Source organism: Pantoea sp. y20 (assembly GCF_054903455.1).
Genome location: NZ_CM142816.1, coordinates 1 through 24,626, shown reverse-complemented (window position 1 = coordinate 24,626; position 24,626 = coordinate 1). Strand labels below are relative to the sequence as shown.

The following is a 24,626-nucleotide window of genomic DNA, read 5'->3' as shown; positions in this document are numbered from 1 at the left end:
TTCGGGAGGCATTAAAGCCTCCCCTACATTTTAAAGGGAGCAAAAGATGAAACCTGCTGTGATTCTTTATAAGAGCCTGCCAGATGACCTGCGCACCAAACTGGATGCCCATTTCACCGTCACTGAAGTGCACGACATTTCCCCGGAAACTATCGAGAAACACGCGGCACAGTTCGAACAGGCGCAAGGTTTGCTCGGCTCTGGCGGCAAAGTGGATGGCGAGTTGCTGGCTAAAATGCCCGCACTGCGCGCCTGCTCCACCGTGTCGGTGGGTTACGATAATTTCAACGTTGATGCGCTGAATCAACGCAAAGTGCTGCTGATGCACACACCAACCGTGCTGACCGAAACCGTCGCCGACACCATGATGGCGCTGGTTCTGAGCACCGCGCGGCGCGTGACCGAGCTGGATAAGTGGGTCAAAAACGGCGAGTGGAAAAAGAGCATCGGACCGGATCATTTCGGCATTGATGTGCATCACAAAACCCTCGGCATTCTCGGCATGGGCCGCATCGGCCTCGCGCTGGCGCAGCGTGCGCACTTTGGCTTCGGCATGAACATTCTCTATAACGCGCGTCGTCAGCATGAAGAGGCGGAAACCCGCTTTGGTGCGCGTGCCTGCGATCTGGAAACCTTGCTGAAAGAGAGTGATTTTGTCTGCATCAGCCTGCCGCTGACCGAACAGACGCACCATATGATTGGCGCGGCGCAGCTCAAGTTGATGAAGCCAAGCGCAATTCTGATCAACGCCGGTCGCGGTCCGGTGGTGGATGAGCAGGCGCTGACGGCGGCGCTGAAAGACGGCACTATCCACGCCGCCGGTCTGGATGTGTTCGAAGTTGAACCGGTGCCTGCCGATGCCGAAATTTTGACGCTGCCGAACGTGGTCGCGCTGCCGCACATCGGTTCCGCCACCCATGAAACCCGTTACGGCATGGCGCGCGACGCGGTAGATAACCTGATCGCCGCCCTGAGCGGCAAAGTCGAGAAAAACTGCGTTAACCCGCAGATCCAAGGCTAAGCTTGCCTTTTACCCATTGCGCCTGCCAGCGGCGGGCGCTATGGTGGTTCCCCATTCGATTTCACAACGTTTTAACTTCCTATGTCCTTTTCTCAGTTCGGCGACAAATTTACTCAACACTCCGGCATCTCACGTCTGATGGAAGACATGGGTGAAGGCCTGCGCACGCCCGGCACCATCATGCTTGGTGGCGGTAATCCGGCGCAGATCCCGGCGATGAATGACTATTTCAACCAGTTGCTGATGCAGATGCATCAGGACGGCCAGCTGAGCGAAGCGCTGTGCAACTACGATGGTCCGCGCGGCAAAGCGCTGCTGCTGGATGCGCTGGCGAAGATGCTGCGTGAGGAACTTGGCTGGCCATTAACCGCGCAAAACATCGCGCTGACCAACGGCAGCCAGAGTGCGTTTTTCTATCTCTTCAACTTGTTCGCCGGACGTCGCGCCGACGGCAGCAAAAAGCGCGTGCTGTTCCCGCTGGCACCGGAATATCTCGGCTACGCCGATGCCGGCCTGGAAGAGGATCTGTTTGTCTCCGCCAAGCCAAACATTGAGCTGCTGCCGGAAGGCCAGTTCAAATATCACGTTGATTTCGACCATTTGCCGCTGAATGACGATGTCGGCCTAATCTGCGTTTCGCGCCCGACCAACCCAACCGGCAACGTGATCACTGATGATGAACTGCTGCAGCTGGATGCGCTGGCGCAGCAGCACGGCGTACCGCTGCTGATTGATAACGCGTACGGCGTGCCGTTCCCCGGCATCATTTTTAGCGAAGCGCGCCCGCTGTGGAATCCCAATACCATTCTGTGCATGAGCCTGTCGAAACTTGGCCTCCCCGGCGCACGTTGCGGCATTATCGTCGCCGATGAGAGCACTATCACCGCCATTGGCAACATGAACGGCATTATTAGCCTGGCGCCGGGCAGCATCGGCCCAGCGATTGCTAATGAGATGATCGTACGCGGGGATTTGCTGCGGCTGTCGCAAGAGGTGATTAAGCCGTTCTATCAGGCCAAAGTCAGCGAGACGATTGCGATTCTGCGCCGCTATTTGCCGGAAGATCGCTGCCTGATTCATAAACCCGAAGGCGCGATTTTCCTCTGGCTGTGGTTCCGCGATCTGCCGATCAGCACCGAAACGCTGTATCAGCGCCTGAAAGCGCGTGGCGTGCTGATGGTGCCCGGCCACTTCTTCTTCCCCGGTTTGGAGCACGAATGGCCGCACACCCATCAATGCATGCGCATGAACTATGTGCCGGATGCAGAGAAGATTGAGCGCGCGGTGCAGATATTGGCGGAAGAGCTGGAAGCCGCGTTTAGGGATTAAAACATCTCAATCGCGCCGCTACGATTGTGCACATTCCGTAGCGGCGCACTCTATTGCGCTATCCCTGCGTTATAGATAGCTGGCACCACTGCGCCAGCTGCTGAATCGCCTGCTCCACTTCGGCATTCCAGCCAAAACCGGCATTGAGTCGAAAACAGTGATCGTAGCGGTGATCGGTAGCGAAAATGTGGCCCGGCGCGATACCGATACCCGCGTTGCGCGCCTTGAGAAACAGCGCGCGCACATTCAGCGCACCGATCGGCATTTCCACCCATAACACATAGCCGCCTTCAGGATCAGACACCCGCGTGCCCGGCGGGAAGTAGCGCAGCACCGCCTGACGCATATGCTGGATTTGATTCTTCAACTCGCGCCGTAGCTTACGCAGATGCGCATCATAGCCGCCGCTGCGCAGCAGTTCGGCAATCGCTGCTTGCGACAACACCGACGTGCCCATGCTGGTGGTGTATTTCAGCGAGGCGATTTTGCGCATGTAGTTGCTGCTGTGCACCCAGCCAATGCGAATGCCCGGCGCAACCGTTTTCGAGAAGCCGCTGCACAAAATAGCGTTCGGGCTGAAGGCACGCATTGGAAACGGACGGCGCTCACCGAATGCGGTATCACCGAAGATATCATCCTCAATGATCACCACATCGTTCTCGTCGGCCTGACGTGCGATATAGGCTTTCTGCTCGTTGGGAATGCTTTTGCCGAGCGGATTATTGATGTTGTTGATGGTGAGATACGCCTGCACCGCTTTGCGCTGGAACAGTGAAGTAAGTTTCTCCACATTAACGTAACCTTCCGGCCCCGCTTCCACCTCAATCACCCGCAGATTGAGGTTATGCAGCATCTGCAGCAACACGAAATAGCACGGCGATTCCACCGCGACGATATCGCCTGGCCGCGTGGTGGCGCGTAGCGCCAGCGAAATCGCTTCGATGCAGCCGTTGGTGATCAGGATGTCATCCGCATTGATATTGCAGCCATAATCCACCGCGCGGCGTGCAATTTCATTTTTCAGCGGCGCGTAGCCGGTGCCTTTTACGGTATTCCCCAGCAGCGCCGGTTTGCTGTAACCCATCTGGCGCATCAGCAAACCAATCTTCTTCACCGGATAGAGTGAGAGGTCGCCGTTGGCCAGATCCAGCCGCACGCGGCAGTCTGAACCGAGCATCGCCAGATGCAGCTCGGTCTGCTCGTCGAGCGGCGCCACTTCGCGCGCTTGCTCGTTAATGAGCGTGGGAAAGGTTTTATTAACAGGCCGCGGTGCGACAAAAAAACCGGACTTGGGACGCGCCACTGCGTAGTGCTCATCCTCAAGCGTGCGTAATGTTTTCAGCGCGGTGGTCATGCTGACGCTGTACTGCGTCGCCAACGTGCGCACCGACGGTAAACGGCTGTCGGGCGGCAGCGAGCCGCTGTGAATGGCTTGTTTTATCTGCTCTGCGATTTGACGGTAACGACTGCCCTGTTCCGTTTCACCCGCCATCTGTTCCACCCTATTTCGTCCGGATCTGTGCGTTTTCACCAGATTACATTCAAAGTACTTTAGGCTGCATTAGTTAATTGATAACCCGCGCAATCGTCTTTAAGGCATTCATTCCGTAGCACCTTCGTGGCCCATTTCCCGTCTGATGCCGCCAGCACGGCAGCAGCGACTTTTTAGCCAAAGGATGAAGTGAAAATGAATAATCTGTCCACCCTGATGCGAGAGATTAGTGGATATCTCACCCCCACGATTATTGATTCCGCGCAACACTGTTCACGCCGTTTACTCGCCGCGCTCCCGGATGCCACTCACCCGGAGAATAACCGCGTGCTGCTGGCCTACGGCGGCGGCAAAGACAGCAGCTATATGGTGGCGTACGTGCGCTACATTCAGGGGCTGATCTGGCAGCAACATGGCAGCACCTTTCAGCTGCGCATTAGCACCAACCGCCATGCGGCAATGAACGACAGCGTAATGGACAATATCGATCGCGTGTATCGCGCGTTGCACATCCACGATGATGACTTTACCGAATGTCTGGTGACTGACGGCCTGCAAATCCGCCACTTCGATCGCCATTTACCGATGCCAGACAGCGTGCGCCAGCAGAATCGCAACGATGTGCTGATGAATGGCCATCGCTTCCGCGCCGATGCGCGCTCGACGTTTTGTAACGCCTGTAATCTCAGCATGGTGAACTCGTTTGGCCTGGCGGCGCATTACGACGGCGGCGTTGATGTGATCATCACCGGCGATTCGCCGCAGGAACAAACCGCTTATCTGGCGTGGGCGCGCCATCTTTCGCGGCTGTTTGCTGCGCCGGTGGCGGATAAGTCGCGCGGCTTTAGCGGCTTCCTGCAAACGCTGGATGGCGTGGCCGAGCGCTATTTCGCCGATATCTACGGTGCCGATCAGGTGACGCCCGCGCACCGCATTACCTGGCAGCTGGAACGCGATCCGCTGTTCTTCAATATCTATCAGGACACCGCCTATGAAGCGGGCGCGCACTGGGCGCTGCTGACTGAATTTATGCATTTCCGCTTTGATGAACTGATGTTCAGCTTTTCCGAATCGGACTGCGGTAACCCGACGTTAATGGCACATATTCGCGGTCTGCGTGCGGAGACGCTGTTGCAGCGCAGCTACGCCGAAGGCATTCGCGAATATGTGCGCTTTGCGCTCGGGCTGATGGTGAAAAAAGATTTCCCGCCGCAGCTGATTGATGAGATGGCGGCACGTTATCAGGACGATGAGGCGATTAAGCGCGCCCGCCAGCGCGCCGCGCAGTTCGCCGAACAGGCATTTGGCCTCAATGAAACCCAACTGGTTTGCATGATCTATTCGCCGTTTATCGCCGAAGGCAATCAGCTGAAAAGCTGGTTGCAGCAGTTGGTCGATGCGCCGGACGAAGCGGCGGTGCGCGCCTTGCTGCGCGGCGAAAGCGACGACCTGGTGCTGGCGCAGCAGCTGGAGCAACACTCTGGTTTGACCGTGGCGCAGATGCGTCACTGCTGGCGTAGCAAGCAGGTGAGTTCACTGCTGGACGAACAGCGCGGCGATGCGCTTTCGCGCGTGCTGCGTTTTGACCCGCACAAAGCAGTGATTCAGGTGAATAACGGGGTCATGCACGACGTCGTCACTGAAGTGATCTCCGGGCGTTAACCCGGTAAGGCAACGCGATGAGAAAGATTTTCCTGCAGATTGGTGCCACCCGCGACGGACAAAATCCTTACTGCGCGGTGGCCAAACGCGACGGCTACTTTACCGTGCTGGCGGAGATGGGCGATTTCGTCGATTACCAATCGCTGAGCATCCCGTTGCCGTTCGATCTGATTGTGCGGCTCGATCGCCCGGAAAATCCGTGGGATGTACTGCAAGCCTGTTTGCATGCCGGGTTGATGGAGCATCCTCACGTGGTGCTGGCGGGCTTTGAAGCTTACAACGCCAGCGCCGGTCGCGTACGCGAACTGCTGGCGGGGCCCGACGCCGGTGCCAGCTTTATTCCGCCGGATAAGTACGCGCAGCGTATGGCGTTGCGCAAAGCCTGGCAGCGCTTTCCGCAGCCGGAGTTTCGCTTTTTTGCCTCGCCGCTCAGCATTCGGGATGCGCGAGACGCGTTGCTCTATCCCTGCGTGATCAAGCCGGTTGACGGCGGCGGCGGTCTTGGCGTCTGGCTGGTGAAACAGGCCAGCCAGCTTGATGCGGTGATCGGCAAGCTGGTCGACACCATGAATTACGGCGGGCGCGGCTTCAGCGGTTTTATCGTGGAGAGCTGGCTGGCGGGCGATGAGTATTCGCTGCAAGGCGTGGTGGCGGACGGCCATGCGGTGGCGCTGACCTGCTGCCAAAAGGTGATCGAACACCATAGCGATGCAGACGGCTGCGTTAGTTTTTACGAATCCGGCCATGTGGCAGTCGCCGCGCAGCAGCTGCCCGCCAGCTTTAGCAGCCTGATGAGCTTCTGCTGCGAAACCTTCGGCTATCGTCAGGGCGCATTTCACATCGACTTCATTTTGGTCAACGGCGAACCGCATTTCCTTGAAATGGGCTTCCGCCTTTCCGGCATGGGCGTGGTGAATCTGGTGCAGGAAGTCACCGGCATCAACTGGGCGGAAGTGGCGTTCCACATCGAAGCCGGTCATGGCATGCCGCCGCTGCATTTTCCGGCGCAGCCGCAGGCGGTGGGCCGCGTGCGTTTGCGTCAGCGCCTGCAGTATGACGCGGCTGAGCGCTGGATCGCACAGCACCAGCGCGGTCAGCTGTTGCCGCCGCTCAATCTGCCCGCGCTGGCAGTTTCGCCACGCTCTTCGCTGTATGCCGATTTAACCCGCCACGCCGGCATTCTCGCCACCTTGCGTCTCGCAGCGACCAGCCGCGACGACATTCTGGCGGTGTTCCATCAGATCCTTGAGGCCTCATCGCTCACCACTCGGAGAGATTTACTATGTGCAGAATGATTGTGGCGCACGGCCAATTCGATGCCGCCGCAGTGCTGGACGCCGCGCGTGCCATGAGCTGCGGCGAAACCGCCACGCACGAAGGTCCGATTAAACAGCATCCCAACGGTTGGGGCTGTTTATGGCTGGAGCAAGGGCACATTCGCACGCTGCACGGCACCGGCACGTTCGCCGATGCGCTGCCGACCATTGATGTTGATCGCCTGCGCGGCCGCTTTCTGGCGGTGCATGTGCGCCACGCCACGCTGAGCAAAAATCACGGTATCGAATTTTCTCATCCGCTGTGGCGCACCAGCGGCGACACGCAGTGGTACATGATGCATAACGGTTTTTTGCCCACCGTTTATCAGCAATTGGGCATGGCGGAGTCGCGCTTTGATTCCGCGGAGTATCTCGAATATATGGTGGATCGCGCCACGCCCGCCGATTTCACCCGCGATTATCTGCGCGACAAGATGGCGCAGGTCGCGCCGGGCGGCAGTTCGGCCAACGCCATTTTTGTCACCCGCGATAAAGCCTGGGCGTGGCAATGGCATCCCGACGACACGCCCTATCCCAACTATTTCACGCTGCACCGCTTACAGAAAAACGACACCACTTTCATCTCTTCTGAACCTATTTCAGCACTGGGCACGGCGTCTGAATGGCGTCGTATGAACAACCATGAACTTCATGAATTTCCAATTGGGGAGTGATCAACATGGCGATTTTCAATCAGATCCGCGTTATTCATCCAAACATGTTTGTGGAGAGCACCTGGCTGGATGACATCGTGACGGCGCGCGTGCCGCTGCTGGTGTTACGTAACTTCCTCAAGCCGGACGTGCGCGCAGCGGTGGTGGAGGATTTGCAGCAGTGCCGCGAACAGGTGCGGGTATCGCACTATCCAAACGGCGCGCTGACCACGCTCGGCCCTTATCTGGCGAAGCACACCGCCGCGCCGGAAAACTACTTCACCGAGCTGCGCGATATTCAGGCGGCGCTGCCGTCGTCGCTGCACTGCCTGCGCGATCAGATCTACAACTGGGTGCAGCACGCGCTGCGCCTGGAAAGCCTGCAAACCGCTAATGAACCCGAGCTGGGCGATTACGCCGGTTCGATTGTGCGCTTCCACGCTGACGGCGTCGCCAATCCCCTGCATAACGACAACATCGTGCGCGATGCCGCCGGCAGCGGATTGGCGGTGACCCGCATCTTGCACCAGCTGAGTTGCGTGGTTTGTTTGCAGGAGTGCAACGCCGGCGGCGCGCTGCGCATCTTCAATAAGAAGTGGCAGCCGGTAGATGAATGGTACAAAACGCCGGGCGAACTGGGTTATCAAACCGGCGTCATCGAACACAGCGAGGTATGCGAGTTCTCACCGCGCAGTGGCGATATCTATCTGTTTAATCCGGCGTTTTATCACGAAATTGATCGCGTGGAAGGCGACACGCGCATCACCATGGGCTTCTTCTTTGGCCTGACCGACAAAAAAATGAAACACGCCATCGCCTGGAGTTAACGCCAGGTTTTCGACGAGGAGACGAACATGAATACCTATGAAAAAGTAGCGGCCCTGCTGGATCATCATCAGGCGCGTTATCGCGTGGTGGAGCATGAAGCCATCGGCCAGACTGACCTGATTAGCGAGATTCGCGGTAACGATCTCAATCAGGCGGCCAAAGCGATGGTGCTGGAAGTGACGATGCCGGATGGCGCGGATGCGCGCTATCTGCTGGCGATTGTGCCGGGCGACTGCAAGATCAACTTCAAAAGCGCCGCACGCGCCATTGGCGGCAAGAAGTCGAGCTTTGCGGCGCCAGAGAAAGCGCAGGAGTTAACCCAGTGCGTGATGGGCGCGGTGCCGCCGTTTAGTTTTGATGACCGGCTGGCGCTGCGCGTCGATGTGCGCCTGCGCGACGTCGGCACGCTGTGGTTTAACGCCGGGGCACTGGATCGCTCCGTGGCTTTACAGGTGGATGATTTCTTTAAGGTTGTCGGTGATGAATGTTGTGCCGAGATCGCAACACCGGTGACGGCAACCGCCTGATCGCGGCAGTAAGGACTGTGTATGTCAGTGAAAGATATGTTGTTAGCCCTGCTGGTTGTGGTGGCGTGGGGCGTGAATTTTGTGGTGATTAAGCTGGGCCTGCAGGATATGCCGCCTTTTTTACTGGCGGGATTGCGGTTTAGCCTGGTGGCGTTTCCGGCGATCTTGTTTGTGAAGCGTCCGGCGATTCCGCTGCGCTGGCTGATCGTCTACGGCATGACCATCAGCTTCGGCCAGTTCGCCTTTCTGTTCCTCGCGATCAAGCTGGGCATGCCGGCAGGATTGGCGTCGCTGGTGTTACAGGCGCAGGCCTTCTTCACGCTGCTGTTGGGGGCGCTGTTCCTGGCGGAGAAGTTACGCTGGAATCATATCGTCGGCATTTTGGTGGCGACACTCGGCATGTTTATGCTGGCAACCGCAGGCATGGCAGGCCAAACCACAGCGGGCATTACGCTCACTACCATGATGCTGACGCTGGCTGCGGCGCTGTCGTGGGGCCTCGGCAATATCACCAACAAAATCATTTTGCGTAACCGCAAAGTGCCGGTGATGTCGCTGGTGGTGTGGAGTGCGCTGGTACCGATCGTGCCGTTCTTTGCCTGCTCATGGCTGTTCGATGGCGAAGCGGCGATTATCACCAGCCTGCTGCACATTTCACTGCAAACGGTGTTGGCGCTGATCTATCTCGCCTTTATCGCCACCATTGTCGGCTACGCGATATGGGGTAATTTGCTGAGCCGCTATGAAACCTGGCGCGTGGCACCGCTGTCGCTGCTGGTGCCGGTGGTGGGGATTCTCAGCGCGGCGCTGATCCTCGGTGAAACCTTGTCGATTCAGCAGATGATCGGCGTTTCAGTGATCATCCTCGGCCTGCTGGTGAATGTGTTTGGCGGCATGGTGAGTCAGCGATTATTGGTGCGCACCTAAACAAAAACGCCGCTTTTCAGCGGCGTTTTTTTAACTCACATCCTGATTACAGAATTTCGATACGACGCGGTTTCGCCTCTTCCGGGACAATGCGAATCAGATCGATGCTCAGCAGACCATTTTCCAGACGCGCATCGCGCACCGTGATGTGATCGGCCAGCTGGAATTTGCGCTCGAAGTTGCGCTCGGCGATACCCTGATACAGGTATTTACGCTCCGGCTGCTCTTCAGGATGTGCGCCGCGCACCACCAGCACGTTGTCATGCGAGGTGATATCTAACTCGCTCTGGGCAAAGCCCGCCACGGCAATGGTGATACGGTAGAAATTCTCATCCACCAGCTCAACGTTATACGGAGGGTAGCCACCATTGGCCTGGTTTTGGTTGGACTCAAGCAGGTTAAACAGGCGATCGAAACCAATGGCAGAGCGATAAAGTGGGGTGAGATCAAAGTTACGCATAATAAGACTCCTGATATTCAGCAAGTTTAGGCAACCTTCCACCATGGACAGGTTGTGCAGTCCGTTGCTGTCCCTTCCGGCAACAGCAACAAGACCGTTCCTTAAAAGTGGGTGCAGCCTGGTCGCTTTCAAGGGCTGATGCGTATTTTTTTACAGCAAATCTGACGATATGACATACACTCAGGGGACCAATCGCCTGAGATCCAAGACGCAGCCACAGAGCTTTGCTTAACGTCAGGTGACACACTCCAGCCAGGGCCATGCCATGACTGAAGGGATGATGATGATGAATATGATGAAACGCTTTCCGCTCACAGCTGTGCTGGTTTGCAGTACCTTTATTACTTCAGGTTGCTCCAGCGTTATGTCTCACACTGGCGCCAGTCAGGGCTACTATCCCGGCACGCGCGCCAGCGCAGAGATGATCACTGACGACAACACCAGCTGGGCGATCAAGCCGCTGGCGCTGATCGATCTCCCGTTCTCAGCGGTGATGGACACCGTGCTGTTGCCGTGGGATTACTTCCGTTCTGGCGACGATAAAAGTAAGGATTCGATTCACGAGCGCGTGATGCAGAGCGAAAAAATGGCCGGCACGCAAGCCAGCCTGGCGACCGCCGCGTCTATGCCCGCGCAGCCGCACTGACGCAAAACAGCTGCCGCCAGCCGTCCACTTCCCGCATATAAGCGATCTTTTCTCCATCCGGCGACCAGACCACTGCATCACCGGATGGCGCATGATCGCTGCGTGGCGTTAAGCGCGTACAGGCTCCCGTCGCCATTTCACAGCGCATCACACTGTTATCACAGATAAAGCATATCGCGCCGCCTTGTGGATGCCAGCTAAAGGCCGACTGAATGCTACTCGCCAGCTGCGTCACCTGGCGTGGCTGGCCGCCATTCGGTGAAACCGTCCACAGTTGAATCACGCCCTGTTCGTCCGCCAGCAAAAAGGCGATGGCGCTGCCATCCGCGGAGGCGCGCAGCCAGTGGCGCGGTTGCAGTGCCAGGCCATGGGTGTGCGTGATGCGTCGCTGCTGCACGCCAGCTGGCGGCGCAGGCAATTTATCCGCCGTGCCCTGTAAGGGCGAAGCGCCCGCTTTGGCGTAATCGGCTAACGCGGCGGGCAGATCCACCACAAACACTTCCGGCACTTTGTCGCCGTTGGCGGCGCGCGTATCGCCGATAAAGGCGATAGCCCAGCGCTGCCAGCTGCCATCCGCTTTCTGATAGCCTTGATTCCCGATCCAGCACTCTTCATAGGCGCGGTCAATCTGATCGCTGCCCGGCTGAGGATCACGCTGCGTCTGGCTGACCAGCACGCAATAATGGCTGCCCTCATATTCACGCGGATGCTGTTTAGGCGGACACACCGGATGCAGCGGCACGGCCACGCCGACGTTACGCAGGTCTTCGCCGGCATCCTTTTCATGCATCACATGATCGTTGTAGGTAAAGCTCAGGCGCGAACCATCCGGGCTGAAGACGTGGACATGCGAGCCACCGCGCAGCGCGCCAGGCGTGTAAGGCGCGGTGATATCGCAGGCATCAAGGTTCTCGGCGATGCCTTGCTGCACGATCACGCCGCGTCGGTGATGAAAATCGTAGCGCCAGTGCGCATCCGGATGTTCCGGACCATGAATGCAAACGTAACGCGGCGGCAGATCCGGACTGACGGTGACCACGCCAACGTGCGCGCCATCGCGAGCCTGATACAACACTTCAACGGCACCGCTCGCCACGTTGACGCGCTCGATAGTCAGGCTGGTAAAAGAGGCGCCGGAAGGTCGCACATCAAATGCCAGCCACTGGCTGTCGCCGGTCCAGACGTTGATGTTGGTAAGTTGATGATGACGCGCGGCAAAGGTGATTTGTTTTTCTGACATGAGGCAACCTTCCATCTAACAGTTGCCGGATAAATTACGTGATTCTGCAGTGAGAAGCAGCAATTTCGCCGCGGTTGATTGCGCAATGAACGGCGCCGCTACGGATTGTGCCCGTATTTGTAGCGGCGCGATTCATCGCGCGAATTTATTCACCTACGCGTTTTACATCACCGACCAGCAGGATGTAGGAGAGCGCGCCAATCAGCGCCACCGCCGAGATATACACCAGCGCCGGTGCAAAGCCGTAGTCCTGCGCCAGATAACCCACCACCAGCGGCACGGTGATGCCACCCAGGCCGCCAACAAAGTTGAACATGCCGCCGGTCAAACCAATCAGGCGCACCGGTGCCAGCGAGGAGACCAGCGACCAGGTAATTGAGGCGAAACCGTTGCCGAAGAAGGCGATCGCCATCAGCGTCATAATCCATATTGGATCGTTGGTGTAGTTCGCGCCCATGATGCAGGTGGAGATCAGCAGACCGCAGATGATCGGCGTTTTGCGCGCAAAGCCCAGCGAACGGCCACTGCGCACCAGACGATCGGCGACGATACCCGAGAGAATCACGCCAACGAATGCCGCGAGGAAGGGCACGGTGGTCATGAAGCCCGCGGTGAGCGCCGCGATGTGTTTTTCCTGCGTCAGATAGTTCGGGAACCAGGTCAGGAAGAACCACAGCGTGGATGTGACGGCGAACTGGCCAAGATAGACGCCGCACAACTTGCGGTGGAACACCAGTTTCCAGTCGGCGGCGGTAAGTTTGGTGCGGGCTTTCTTTTCGCTCGGCGCATCACCATCCACCATCGCGCCACCTTCACGGATGTAATCCAGCTCGGCTTTATTGATGCCTTTGCTTTGGCTGGGTGCCTGATAGAACTTAATCCAGATGAACGACCAGATGATGCCGATGCCGCCGGTAATAATGAAGACCCAATGCCAGCTCAGCAGTTCCTGAATCCAGATCAGCAAGGGCGTGAGGAACGCCAGACCAACAAACTGACCGGACGTGTAGAAGCCGACGGCGGAAGCGCGCTCTTGCTCCGGGAACCAGCTGGTCACCAGCCGGTTATTGGTCGGGAAAGCCGGCGCTTCAAATATGCCGGTAATCGCACGCAGACCAATTAATGATAATAAGCCGGTGGCAAAACCCTGCAATAACGTCGCAACCGACCAGCCAAAGATGGCAATAAAATAGGTTAAGCGTGAACCCACGCGATCGAGGAACCAGCCGCCGGGAATCTGGCATAACGTATATAACCAGGCGAAGGCCGAAAATACATAACCCATTTGCGCTTTAGTAATACCGAACTCTTCCTGAATATGCGCGGAAGCGACGGCTAAATTAGCGCGATCGACATAACAAATGACCACCGTAATAAATATCATCAGCAGCGTGATATAACGACGGCGCGTCGGTTTGGCGTGAACAGCAGAGAGATCCATGGTGTTTCTCCGTAATCGGTTTTGCCGTTTGGGCGCGACAGAGCACGCCCCGGCAAATGTAGGGTAGCGATATCAAAGGTAAAACCGCGTCAGCGGTAAATAAGCTGTGCCGGGAAACAGGCTGAACGCAGCCCTATGCCTTATTTCACCGGCATATAATTATCGAGATTTAATAAAATTTAATACCCTAAAGAATTCGAGTTGCAGAAAGGCGGCAAGCGAATGAATCCCCCGGAGCTTACACTAGTAAGTGACTGGGGTGAATGAGCGCAGCCAACGCATCTGCAGCTTGAATTATGACGGGTATTTACCATTCAGCGACTGAACCGTCCGGGAATCGCCATAATGGATTACGCCAGTCAGGGGCATTTTTACTGCGATCGATCACCAGCTCTTCGTTAATTTCCACGCCGAGGCCCGGTTTATTTAACGGATAGAAATGACCATCATCCATTTTAAAATCGTCTTTATTGATCACGTAATCGAGCAGTTCGGCGCCCTGATTATAGTGAATCCCCATGCTTTGCTCCTGGAACACCGCATTGCGTGACACGAAGTCAACGTGCAGGCACGCAGCCAGCGCAATTGGGCCGAGCGGACAGTGAGGCGCCAGCGCCACATCGTAAGATTCGGCCATCGCGGCAATTTTGTAGCACTCGGTGATACCGCCCGCGTGTGACAAATCCGGTTGCAGAATCGCCAGTCCACCCGCTTCCAGCACGCGTTTGAACTCGAAGCGCGAGAACATGCGTTCGCCAGCGGCGATCGGAATATGAGTCTGCGCCGCCAGACGCGGATAATATTCCGCCTGCTCCGCCAGCACCGGCTCTTCGATAAACAGCGGGCGATACGGCTCCAGCTCTTTGATCAGCACTTTTGCCATTGGCGCGCTGACGCGGCCGTGGAAATCGAGGCCAAATTCAATCTCTTTACCGAAGGCTTCACGAATTTGCGCTACGGTATTCACCGCGTCATCGACTTTGCGCGCGTTATCGATAATGCCCATTTCTTCGCAGCCGTTGAGTTTGAAGGTATCAAAACCGATGGTGCGCAGTTTCTTGATGCCATCAATCACATCGGCTGGACGATCGCCGCCCACCCAGCTGTAGGCTTTGATGCTGTCACGCACTAATCCGCCAAGCAGTTGATAAACCGGCACGCCGAGCGCTTTGCCTTTGATATCCCACAACGCCTGATCGATACCGGCGATGGCGCTCATCAGAATCGGGCCGCCGCGATAGAAGCCGCCGCGATACATCACCTGCCATAAGTCGTTGATGCGCGCCGGATCCTGACCAATCAGGTATTCCGATAGCTCATGCACCGCCGCTTCCACGCTGCGCGCGCGGCCTTCAATCACCGGTTCGCCCCAGCCAACGATGCCTTCGTCAGTTTCGATTTTCAGGAACATCCAGCGCGGCGGCAGGCGATAAGTGGTCAGTTTGGTAATTTTCATCGTACAGCGTCCTTATATGCAGCAATAAATGCGCGAGCTTGTTCCACAGTGCGTGACAGCGGTTGACCGGCGCGATAGAGATCGCTGCCTAAGCCCACGCCAATGCAGCCTGCGGCCATAAATTCATGCAGGTTTTCCGGCGTCACGCCGCCCACGGCAAACACCGGCACCTCTGGCGGCAGCACCGCTTTCAGCGCTTTGATGTAGCCCGGGCCAAAGGCTGACGATGGGAAAATTTTCAGCGCCTGCGCACCGGCCTGTAAGGCGGTGAACGCTTCCGTCGCGGTAGCGCAACCGGCGGCAACGATCATCCCTTTGGCGACCGCCTGGCGGATCACCGCAGCATCGGTATTCGGCGTGACGACCAATTTGCTGTTCAGCGTCGCCAGCTCATCGACCTGCGCCGGATTCAGCACCGTACCGGCGCCAATCAGCGCTTTATCACCGAAGGTTTTCACCATCGCGCCGATGCTTTTCGCCCACTCCGGTGAGTTGAGCGGGATTTCAATCGCATCGAAACCCGCTTCAATCAGCGCACCAACGTGCGCTTCGGCTTCATCCGGCGTGATGCCGCGCAGAATGGCGATCAGCGGGACTTTAGTTTGCCAGGACATTCGCAATACTCCTTATTCCGTGCTGGAAAGCACGATCGCCTTCCAGCGTGACTGAATCCATGCCGATAAACTGCAGCGCCTGCTGATAACGTTGCGCCAGCGCGCTACCGGCAATAATGGTGATCGGTTGGCTTGCGGCGTCGGCCTGTTGCGTCATCAGCGCCACTTCGTGACCAATCAGCAAGCCTGAAAGAAAGTCGCTGATATGGCGGCGATCGCGCGCGCCGAGTACGTGTGAAGCACGCACTTCAAACAGGCGCGACAGAATCGAGGCATCGTTGCTACCGACTTGCACACCTGCGCGGAAAGCCGCCGCGTTCTCTTGCTGTTCGGGTAAACCTGCGCCAACCAGCGACTGTTTGAGCAGCAGATGATGCAGTTCGCCGGTCATCACGGTGCGGAAATCCAGCACGCGATCCTGTTCCATCTGCACCCATTTGGCGTGCGTGCCTGGCATCACATAGAGCGGCGCAGGCTGCAGTTCCAGCGCGCCAAGCAGCTGCGTCTCTTCACCGCGCATCACGTTGTAGTTGTCGGCACGTTCGACGCTCAATCCCGGCACGATCCACGCTTTATCCTCGACGCGCGTCAGGCGGCTAGCGATGTCGCCCAGCGCCACCGGACAGGAGAGATAGGGCACCGACAGCCAGCCAGCATTGCTGCCTACCATGCCCGCCATCACCACCGGCACGTCATTGACTGGCCAACCTGCGGTGACGCTGGCAAACACTTCGGCTGGCGTGCGATCGCCCAGGCGCGTGACGCCGGCTTCCGAACGACGCTCATCGATGCAAACGCCGGCTTGATAATGCCAGGCGCGCAGGTTGGTTGAGCCCCAATCAATCGCGATATAGTTGATCACATAATCTCCTTGAGTCGCGCCGTTGAGCTGGCAATCATCGCTTTCGCCGCCTGCTCGGCAGCATCGCCATCCTGATGACGAATGGCATCAAACAGCGCTTTATGTTCGGCGAGCGTACGCGGCATGTTGCCTTCGTCCGCCATGTAGGTTTGCGCGAACACCGCTTTTTGCAGCTGGCTGATCGCCACGTTGAGTTGCTGCAGCACCGGATTGTGTACCGAATTCAGCACCGCTTCGTGATAGCGGATATCCGCTTCATTAAAGGCATCACGATTGAGATGGTTGGCCACCATGTCGTTGTACGCCAGTTCAATCGCAGCCAGATCGCTTGAGGTGGCGCGCTCGGCAGACCAGCGTGCAATCTGCGGCTCGACCAGCACACGCACTTCGTTCATGGCGGCAATCAGACGCGGGTCCTGATCGTGCGCCAGCGCCCACTGCAATACGTCGCTATCCAGATAGTTCCAGTGATTGCGCGGCGTGACGAACGCGCCACGATAGCGTTTCATCTCCATCAAGCGTTTCGCCATCAGCGAGCGAAACACTTCGCGGATGATATTGCGCGAGGTGCCGAAGCGTTCACACAGCTCAGCTTCCGCGGGTAACGCCGCGCCCGGCACAAACTTGCCGGCCACAATCTCTTCACCCAGCGTCAGGATGATGCGCTCTGTTTTGCTTAGTTGTTCTTGCGTCATGATGTTCCATTCAGTGAAAGGCAGGTACGCATCAGATTACTGCTTTCGCCTGGCGAAGCCTAACGGCCGCCCTGACCTGCGTTGTCGATTGTAGTACCATTAATCCAAGTTGTACTACAATGTGGATCACAAAATAGACAAGTCATGTGTCATAACGCGATAAGGTCGCCATAAATGGCGACCTTATGAAGGCTTGGTGAGATTTGAAGTGTCGCCATGTATGGCGACCTAAAAACAGCGTGACGAGGAATAACGAGGGTTTACAGCACCAGCTCTTCAATGGCGTGCGCTACGCCGTGTTCCATGTTGGTTTTGGTAATGAACTGCGCGATTTTCTTCACGGAATCAATCGCATTGCCCATTGCTACGCCGGTTCCTGCATACTCAATCATCGCCAGATCGTTTTCCTGATCGCCAATCGCCATCACCTCTTCACGCGCCAGGCCGAGCTTCTCAGCCAGCATTTTCACGCCTTGCCCTTTATTCACGCGGGCATCGAGGATTTCGAGATAATAAGGTGCGCTTTTGAGGATGGTGTAGTTGTCACGCGCCTGCTGCGGCAAGCGCTGAATGGCAGAATCCAGCAGATCGGGCTTATCGATCATCATCAGCTTAGGGAAACGCGTAGCGCGATCCATCTCTTCCACAGAACGATAGCGCACCGGAATGCCGGTCAGGCTCGCTTCGTGGATGGTGAACTCACTGATGTCTTTGTTCGGCGTATAAAGGAAAGATTTATCGAAGGCCTGGAAGTGGACGCCAAGATCGCGCGCCAGCTGTTCGATATACAGATAGTCGTCGAAACCCAAGGTGATTTCCGCGACGCACTCGCCATCATTAGCGCGATGCACCAGCGCACCGTTATAGCTGATGCAATATTGGCCTTCATCAACCAGATTCAGCTCCATCAGATAGCGCTGAATACCGACAAACGGACGGCCGGTGGTGAGCACCACCATCACACCTTTTTTATGCGCGCGTTCAATGGCCGATTTAACGGCAGGCGTGATCTCGTGCTGCGGATTGAGCAGCGTGCCGTCCATATCGATTGCAACCAGTTTTATAGCCATAACGTCCTCATTGAGTCAGGGTTTTGATCAATGCTAGCGCGATTCAGCTCACATTGACCAGTTTCGCTCCCCATTCAGATTTTTTACCGCAGCGGGCTTTGCGCGTTTTGCCGGGCGGAAAACAAAAAACCCTTCCACCAGGGAAGGGTTTTTACGTGTTGCCGTGTCGATCAGATATCGATGTTGGCGGCTTTCAGCGCATTCTCTTCGATGAAGGCGCGGCGCGGTTCTACCGCATCGCCCATCAAGGTGGTGAACAGCTGATCGGCAGCAATCGCATCCTTGATGGTCACGCGCAACATGCGGCGGCTATCGGGATCCATGGTGGTTTCCCACAGCTGCTCTGGGTTCATCTCACCCAAACCTTTATAACGCTGGACTGACAGACCGCGACGCGACTCTTTCACCAGCCACTCAATCGCCTGCTCGAAGCTGGTGACCGGCTGACGACGTTCGCCACGTTCGATATAGGCATCTTCTTCGATCAGGCCGCGCAGCTGCTCGCCCAGCGCACAGATTTTGCGGTATTCCGGTCCATCGATAAATTCGCTATCCAGCGGATAATCGGTATCAACGCCGTGCGTGCGCACACGCAGCACCGGTTCAAACTTCTGCTCATGGTTGGCGCGGACATGGGCCAGATAGCTGCTGCCGTGCGCTTCACGCTCAGTCAGATACGCCACTAAACCGTCGATCCAGCCTTTCACAGCGGCTTCATCGCTGAGGTCGCTCAAGGTTGGATGGTAGATCAGGCCGCGCAGCAGAGCCGTAGGGAAACGGCGCTCCATACGTTTGATCATGCGCTGCGTGCCGTTGAAATCCGCCACCAGCGTTTCCAGCGGCTGGCCACCTAACGCCGGTGCGCTGGCGTTGGTGTGCAGCGTTGCGCCGTCGAGGGCGATGGAAATCTGATACTGATCCATCGCTTCGTCGTCTTTAATATACTGTTCTTGCTTGCCTTTCTTCACTTTGTACAGCGGCGGCTGCGCAATATAGACGTGACCACGTTCGACGATTTCTGGCATCTGACGGTAGAAGAAGGTCAACAGCAGCGTACGAATGTGCGAGCCGTCGACGTCCGCATCGGTCATGATGATGATGCTGTGATAACGCAGTTTGTCCGGATTGTATTCATCACGGCCGATACCACAGCCCAGCGCGGTGATCAGCGTGGCTACTTCCTGCGAAGCCAGCATCTTGTCGAAACGCGCTTTCTCCACGTTCAGGATTTTACCCTTCAGCGGCAGAATCGCCTGATTCTTACGGTTACGACCCTGTTTAGCGGATCCGCCTGCAGAGTCACCCTCCACCAGGTAGATTTCAGACAGCGCCGGATCGCGCTCCTGACAGTCGGCCAGTTTGCCCGGCAGACCGGCCAAATCCAGCGCGCCTTTGCGGCGCGTCATCTCACGAGCACGGCGGGCAGCTTCACGCGCACGCGCTGCATCGATGATTTTGCCAACCACGATTTTCGCGTCAGACGGGTTTTCCAGCAGGTATTCCGCCAGCAGTTCGTTCATCTGCTGCTCAACCGCCGATTTCACTTCAGAAGAGACCAGCTTATCTTTGGTCTGAGAAGAGAATTTCGGATCCGGCACTTTCACGGATACCACCGCAATCAGGCCTTCACGCGCATCGTCACCGGTCGCACTGACTTTGGCTTTTTTGCTGTAGCCTTCTTTATCCATGTAGGCATTCAGCGTACGCGTCATTGCCGCACGGAAGCCCGCCAGGTGCGTACCGCCGTCGCGCTGTGGAATGTTGTTGGTGAAGCAGTAGATGTTTTCCTGGAAACCATCGTTCCACTGCAGCGCCACTTCCACGCCAATGCCATCTTTCTCCGTCGAGAAGTAGAACACCGTTGGGTGAATCGGGGTTTTGTTCTTGTTGAGATACTCTACGAACGCCTTGATGCCGCCTTCGTAGTGGAAATGATCGTTCTTGCCGTCGCGTTTGTCTTCCAGACGAATCGAAACGCCAGAGTTCAGGAACGACAGTTCACGCAGGCGTTTCGCCAGGATTTCGTACTCAAACTCAATCACATTGGTGAAGGTTTCGTAGCTCGGCCAGAAACGCACGCGAGTACCGGTTGCATCGGTATCACCGGACACCGCCAGCGGTGCCTGCGGCACGCCGTGCTGATAAACCTGCTGATGCACTTTGCCTTCACGGCGAATGGTCAGCTCCAGCTTCTGTGACAGGGCATTTACGACTGAAACGCCAACGCCATGCAGACCACCGGAAACTTTATATGAGTTATCATCAAATTTACCGCCTGCGTGCAGGACGGTCATGATCACTTCAGCAGCAGAGACGCCCTCTTCCGGGTGAATGCCGGTTGGAATACCACGACCATCATCTTGCACCGAGACAGAGTTATCTGCATGAATAGTAACGGTAATGTCACTACAGTGACCGGCGAGCGCTTCGTCGATTGCGTTATCCACGACTTCGAATACCATGTGATGCAGACCGGTGCCGTCATCCGTATCGCCGATGTACATACCCGGGCGTTTGCGTACCGCATCAAGCCCTTTCAGGACTTTGATACTTGAGGAGTCATAAGAATTCGACATCAACGTTTCTCGCTCATTTAATCTTCAGGTTGAACCACTATTTTACCCTGTTCCACGCGGAACATCTTGCCCTTTTCATCACTCATGTCGATTACATGCTCGACACCAATGGCGCTGACAAATACTTGAGCCTGCGTGGCTTTTAGGCGTTCAGCTAACAGCCGACGACGGGTGTCATCCAGCTCTGAGGCAAAGTCATCAATCAAATACAAACAGCGTTGTCCGCTGCTGCGCGTCAGGTATTCGCCCTGCGCTAAGCGCAGCGCGCACATCAGCAGTTTTAACTGGCCGCGTGAGAGTAAATCTTCCACCGGCGTGCCCTCGGCACGAATGCGAAAATCGGCTTTATGCGGGCCGCTGGCGGTATACGTGAGCGCACGGTCGCGCTCGAAATTGCGTTCCAGCAGTTCGGCGTAGTCGCTCTCTTTATCCCAGCCGCGCTGGAAAGAGAACGTCAACGCAAACTCCGGTAAAAACTGACCGCAGGTGGCGATGATCTCGCGGGAAATCGCCGCGCTGTATTCGGCGCGCCAGGCGCTGATCTGTTCGGCCAGCGGCACCAGTTCCTGATCCCAGGGACGAATCTGGCTGTAGCGCGAAACCTGACGCAGCGCCGCATTGCGCTGTTTCAGCAGGCGACGCAAATTGCTCCAGGCATGGAAAAAACCAGGCGAGGCGTGAAAGCAGCCCCAATCGATGTAGGCACGACGATATTTTGGACCGCCATTGAGCAGGGTAAATCCTTCCGGCGTAATCAGCTGCATCGGTAGCAGCTGCGCCAACTCGGCGACTTTGTGACCATCGCTGCCATCAATACGCACTTTGCTGTCGCCAGCGCGATTCTTGGTCAGACCGACCGACATTTCACGTTCGCTGCCTTCAATGCGGCCGTGCAGCACAAAGGCGTCCTGATCGTGACGAATCACGCGGCCCGCTTGCAAACTGCGAAATGCGCGACCGTGCCCCAGCGTGTAAATCGCCTCCAGCACGCTGGTTTTACCGCTGCCGTTGGCACCGACAAGGAAATTAAATCCCGGCGCCAAAGCCAGATCGGCCTGCTCGATGTTGCGAAAATCTTTAATCAGGAGGCGGGTTAAAGCCATGAAAAGTCCGGGTCGAAGTGGTTTTCACCTCCCCCGCTTGCGGGGGAGGCTGGGTGGGGGAAAGACAGCGAAATAGGTTATCTGCTCGCTGTCCCTCCCCCTAGCCCCCTCCCACAAGTGGGAGGGGGAATTGCGTGATCACAAGCGCATTGGCATCACGACGTAGGCTGCAGCCGGACTGGCCACATCCTCAATCTGCACGCTCGATACGCCATCGGTCAGCAGCAAACGCACGTTCTCGCACTTGAGCGCATTCAACACATCCAGCACGTAACTGACGTTGAAGCCAATCTCCAGATCGGTGCCGTTGTAAGAGACATCCAGCATCTCTTCCGCTTCTTCCTGCTCTGGGTTATTCGCCGTGATCTTGAGCTGATTTTCGGTGATGTAGATGCGAACACCGCGGAATTTCTCATTCGAGAGAATAGCCGCACGCGCAAACGCCTGTTTTAAAATATCACAGCCGGCTTCCAGCGCTTTGTCGGGATTCTTCGGCAATACGCGGCGATAATCCGGGAAACGGCCGTCAACCAGCTTCGACGTAAAGATAAAGTCGCCAACGTGTGCGCGGATGTTGCTGCTGCCGATTTGCACCTGCAGCGGCGTTTCGCCACCGTCGAGCAAACGCATCAACTCAATCACCCCTTTACGCGGCACGATCACCGAATGGTTCGGCAGCGCCTGACCAATCGGCATGGAGCACACTGCAAGGCGGTGACCATCGGTGGCGACGGTACGCAACTCTTCGCCTTCGGTTTCGAACAGCATACCGTTGAGGTAATAACGCACATCCTGATGCGCCATTGAGAACTGCGTGGCTTCAATCAGGCGTTTTAGCGTCGCCTGCGGCAAGGTGAATTCCACCTCGCTCTGCCAGTCATCCAGATTCGGGAAGTCGCTGGCGGGCAGCGTTGACAGCGAGAAACGGCTGCGGCCAGAACGCACCAGCATTCTGTCGCCTTCCAGCGTCAGGCTGATTTCAGCGCCTTCCGGCAAACCGCGGCAAATATCGAGGAATTTACGCGCAGGAACCGTGGTGGCGCCCGGCTCGTGCGGCTGCGTCAGCGCAACACGGGCTACCATTTCCATTTCCAGATCGGTGCCGGTCAAGCGCAGCGAGCCTTCGCTAACCTGCAGCAGTAAATTTCCGAGGATCGGCAGCGTCGGGCGTCCGCCAAGTGGACCGCTAACCTGTTGCAGTGGCTTCAGTAACTGCTCACGTTCTACAATAAATTTCATATGCGTCAGGAAGATAGTGTTCGAATGAGGTTAGAGAAATCTTCTTTGATGTCGTGGCTCTCTTCACGCAGTTGCTCGATTTTACGGCAAGCGTGAAGCACGGTGGTATGGTCGCGGCCACCAAACGCATCGCCAATCTCCGGCAAGCTGTGGTTGGTGAGCTCTTTCGCCATCGCCATCGCCATCTGGCGCGGACGCGCTACCGAACGCGAACGGCGTTTCGACAGCAAATCCGCCACTTTAATTTTGTAATACTCGGCCACCGTTTTCTGAATATTATCGATGGTGACCAGCTTTTCCTGCAGCGCCAGCAGATCGCGCAGCGCTTCGCGCACGAAATCGATGGTAATCGCGCGACCGGTAAAGTTCGCGTTGGCAATCACGCGGTTCAGCGCGCCTTCCAGCTCGCGGACATTGGAACGCAAACGCTTAGCAATAAAGAAGGCGACTTCACCCGGCAGGCGAATATCGTTTTCATCGGCTTTCTTCATCAGAATCGCGACGCGCGTTTCCAGTTCAGGCGGCTCGATCGCCACGGTTAATCCCCAACCAAAACGTGATTTCAGGCGATCTTCGACGCCGTTGATCTCTTTTGGATAGCGATCCGAGGTCAGGATGATCTGTTGATTGCCTTCCAGCAGCGCGTTGAAGGTATGGAAGAACTCTTCCTGCGAACGCTCTTTATTGGCAAAGAATTGAATGTCATCAATTAGCAGCGCATCAACCGAGCGGTAGTAACGCTTAAACTCTTCAATGGCGTTGTTCTGCAAGGCTTTAACCATGTCCTGCACAAAACGCTCAGAGTGCATGTACACCACTTTGGCATTGGGCTTGCGCGCAATAATGCCGTTACCCACCGCGTGCAACAGGTGAGTTTTACCCAAGCCGGTGCCGCCATAAAGGAACAATGGATTATAAGCGCCGCCAGGATTATCCGCCACCTGACGTGCCGCCGCGCGCGCCAGCTGGTTCGATTTACCTTCAACGAAGTTGTCGAAGTTATGACGGTTATTCACATTGGAGCGGTAAGTCACATCGGCCGGTGCGGGAACGGAATCCCAACTTGGACGCAAAATTTGCGCGGGTGCCGGACGATTTTCGATCGGCGCGGGCGCATTGTAACTGGCCATCGCCGGTTGGTTAGTGGTGACCTGCGCTGCAGGGCGCGTACCGACTTCGAAACGCAGTAACGGCACATTTGCACCGCAGAATTCATTCAGCAGCCCATTGATACTATTGAGATATTTATCTCTAACCCAGTCGAGTACAAACCGATTTGGTGCATACAAGGTCAGCGTATTGTCGTTCAATTCAGCTTGCAGCGGACGAATCCACATGCTGAATTCGGTGGCAGGAAGCTCATCCTGCAAACGGGCAAGACACTGTTGCCAAAGCGTAAGTGACACGGCGGACTCCACTCGTACAAAATCGATAAGAATTTTAGGCGCTAATAAATAGAAACGTAATTT

The 24,626-nt window shown here is 56.5% G+C and carries 22 protein-coding genes; 9 read left to right on the top strand and 13 right to left on the bottom strand.

Going from position 1 to position 24,626, the window contains the following annotated elements:
- Positions 1 to 46 precede the first annotated feature (46 nt).
- Together ghrB and ACYAC5_RS00105 are read left to right on the top strand one after the other, a co-directional pair.
- A complete protein-coding gene (gene ghrB / locus ACYAC5_RS00110; protein WP_192236811.1) occupies positions 47 to 1,021 on the top strand; it encodes a glyoxylate/hydroxypyruvate reductase GhrB in 975 nt (324 codons plus the stop codon).
- An 81-nt stretch (positions 1,022 to 1,102) separates the two neighbouring features.
- On the top strand, positions 1,103 to 2,350 hold the full coding sequence (locus tag ACYAC5_RS00105; protein ID WP_192414293.1) for a valine--pyruvate transaminase: 1,248 nt from the start codon (positions 1,103 to 1,105) through the stop codon (positions 2,348 to 2,350).
- A 58-nt stretch (positions 2,351 to 2,408) separates the two neighbouring features.
- Here the strand turns inward: ACYAC5_RS00105 and ACYAC5_RS00100 are convergent, their stop codons facing one another.
- Complete coding sequence (locus ACYAC5_RS00100; protein WP_101763882.1) at positions 2,409 to 3,842, bottom strand: aminotransferase-like domain-containing protein; 1,434 nt, start codon at positions 3,840 to 3,842, stop codon at positions 2,409 to 2,411.
- Between the two features lie 195 nt (positions 3,843 to 4,037).
- On the opposite strand from ACYAC5_RS00100, the gene ACYAC5_RS00095 reads away from it, so the two are divergent.
- Genes ACYAC5_RS00095 through ACYAC5_RS00070 form a run of 6 tightly spaced genes read left to right on the top strand, consistent with a single transcriptional unit; the run spans position 4,038 to position 9,755 of the window.
- Positions 4,038 to 5,504 carry a hypothetical protein gene (locus ACYAC5_RS00095; protein ID WP_192414291.1) on the top strand — a complete coding sequence of 489 codons (1,467 nt, stop codon included), beginning with the start codon at positions 4,038 to 4,040 and terminating at the stop codon, positions 5,502 to 5,504.
- A gap of 17 nt (positions 5,505 to 5,521) precedes the next feature.
- Positions 5,522 to 6,799: an ATP-grasp domain-containing protein gene (locus tag ACYAC5_RS00090; RefSeq protein ID WP_192414289.1), complete on the top strand. Its 1,278-nt coding sequence runs from the start codon at positions 5,522 to 5,524 to the stop codon at positions 6,797 to 6,799.
- Complete coding sequence (locus ACYAC5_RS00085; protein ID WP_110868247.1) at positions 6,787 to 7,494, top strand: class II glutamine amidotransferase; 708 nt, start codon at positions 6,787 to 6,789, stop codon at positions 7,492 to 7,494. Before ACYAC5_RS00090 ends, ACYAC5_RS00085 begins: the two co-directional genes overlap by 13 nt.
- A gap of 5 nt (positions 7,495 to 7,499) precedes the next feature.
- Positions 7,500 to 8,300: a 2OG-Fe(II)-dependent halogenase WelO5 family protein gene (locus ACYAC5_RS00080; RefSeq protein ID WP_101763936.1), complete on the top strand. Its 801-nt coding sequence runs from the start codon at positions 7,500 to 7,502 to the stop codon at positions 8,298 to 8,300.
- 27 nt (positions 8,301 to 8,327) lie between these two features.
- Positions 8,328 to 8,828: a YbaK/EbsC family protein gene (locus tag ACYAC5_RS00075; protein ID WP_101763886.1), complete on the top strand. Its 501-nt coding sequence runs from the start codon at positions 8,328 to 8,330 to the stop codon at positions 8,826 to 8,828.
- Between the two features lie 21 nt (positions 8,829 to 8,849).
- A complete protein-coding gene (locus tag ACYAC5_RS00070; RefSeq protein WP_110868246.1) occupies positions 8,850 to 9,755 on the top strand; it encodes an EamA family transporter in 906 nt (301 codons plus the stop codon).
- A gap of 46 nt (positions 9,756 to 9,801) precedes the next feature.
- On the opposite strand, the gene ibpA is transcribed toward ACYAC5_RS00070, so the two are convergent.
- The gene (gene ibpA / locus ACYAC5_RS00065) at positions 9,802 to 10,215 is read right to left on the bottom strand and encodes a small heat shock chaperone IbpA (protein ID WP_101763888.1); all 414 of its coding nucleotides are present in this window, start codon (positions 10,213 to 10,215) and stop codon (positions 9,802 to 9,804) included.
- Positions 10,216 to 10,501: 286 nt separating this feature from the next.
- Here ibpA and ACYAC5_RS00060 point away from each other — a divergent pair, with 286 nt between their 5' ends.
- On the top strand, positions 10,502 to 10,861 hold the full coding sequence (locus ACYAC5_RS00060) for a YceK/YidQ family lipoprotein (RefSeq protein WP_462062997.1): 360 nt from the start codon (positions 10,502 to 10,504) through the stop codon (positions 10,859 to 10,861).
- Here the strand turns inward: ACYAC5_RS00060 and ACYAC5_RS00055 are convergent.
- From ACYAC5_RS00055 to dnaA, 11 genes are all read right to left on the bottom strand, one after another.
- Complete coding sequence (locus ACYAC5_RS00055) at positions 10,839 to 12,101, bottom strand: DUF3748 domain-containing protein (protein ID WP_462062174.1); 1,263 nt, start codon at positions 12,099 to 12,101, stop codon at positions 10,839 to 10,841. The two genes, ACYAC5_RS00060 and ACYAC5_RS00055, sit on opposite strands and share 23 nt — an antisense overlap.
- Positions 12,102 to 12,246: 145 nt before the next feature.
- A complete protein-coding gene (locus ACYAC5_RS00050; protein WP_101763891.1) occupies positions 12,247 to 13,542 on the bottom strand; it encodes an MFS transporter in 1,296 nt (431 codons plus the stop codon).
- A 307-nt stretch (positions 13,543 to 13,849) separates the two neighbouring features.
- The gene (dgoD, locus tag ACYAC5_RS00045) at positions 13,850 to 14,998 is read right to left on the bottom strand and encodes a galactonate dehydratase (protein WP_462062173.1); all 1,149 of its coding nucleotides are present in this window, start codon (positions 14,996 to 14,998) and stop codon (positions 13,850 to 13,852) included.
- Entirely contained in the window at positions 14,995 to 15,612 is a 618-nt protein-coding gene (locus ACYAC5_RS00040; RefSeq protein ID WP_462062172.1) for a 2-dehydro-3-deoxy-6-phosphogalactonate aldolase, read from the bottom strand. Before ACYAC5_RS00040 ends, dgoD begins: the two co-directional genes overlap by 4 nt.
- Positions 15,596 to 16,474 carry a 2-dehydro-3-deoxygalactonokinase gene (locus ACYAC5_RS00035; protein ID WP_280172265.1) on the bottom strand — a complete coding sequence of 293 codons (879 nt, stop codon included), beginning with the start codon at positions 16,472 to 16,474 and terminating at the stop codon, positions 15,596 to 15,598. The genes ACYAC5_RS00040 and ACYAC5_RS00035 overlap by 17 nt, the downstream gene beginning before the upstream one ends.
- Complete coding sequence (locus ACYAC5_RS00030; protein ID WP_101763893.1) at positions 16,471 to 17,169, bottom strand: FadR/GntR family transcriptional regulator; 699 nt, start codon at positions 17,167 to 17,169, stop codon at positions 16,471 to 16,473. Before ACYAC5_RS00030 ends, ACYAC5_RS00035 begins: the two co-directional genes overlap by 4 nt.
- Positions 17,170 to 17,429: 260 nt before the next feature.
- A complete protein-coding gene (gene yidA / locus ACYAC5_RS00025; RefSeq protein WP_110868242.1) occupies positions 17,430 to 18,239 on the bottom strand; it encodes a sugar-phosphatase in 810 nt (269 codons plus the stop codon).
- 170 nt (positions 18,240 to 18,409) lie between these two features.
- A complete protein-coding gene (gene gyrB, locus ACYAC5_RS00020; protein WP_101763895.1) occupies positions 18,410 to 20,815 on the bottom strand; it encodes a DNA topoisomerase (ATP-hydrolyzing) subunit B in 2,406 nt (801 codons plus the stop codon).
- 17 nt (positions 20,816 to 20,832) lie between these two features.
- Positions 20,833 to 21,918, bottom strand: a complete 1,086-nt coding sequence (gene recF, locus ACYAC5_RS00015) for a DNA replication/repair protein RecF (RefSeq protein WP_101763896.1) — start codon at positions 21,916 to 21,918, stop codon at positions 20,833 to 20,835.
- Between the two features lie 138 nt (positions 21,919 to 22,056).
- Entirely contained in the window at positions 22,057 to 23,157 is a 1,101-nt protein-coding gene (gene dnaN / locus ACYAC5_RS00010) for a DNA polymerase III subunit beta (protein WP_008105300.1), read from the bottom strand.
- A 5-nt stretch (positions 23,158 to 23,162) separates the two neighbouring features.
- The gene (dnaA, locus tag ACYAC5_RS00005) at positions 23,163 to 24,563 is read right to left on the bottom strand and encodes a chromosomal replication initiator protein DnaA (RefSeq protein ID WP_101763897.1); all 1,401 of its coding nucleotides are present in this window, start codon (positions 24,561 to 24,563) and stop codon (positions 23,163 to 23,165) included.
- Positions 24,564 to 24,626 lie beyond the last annotated feature (63 nt).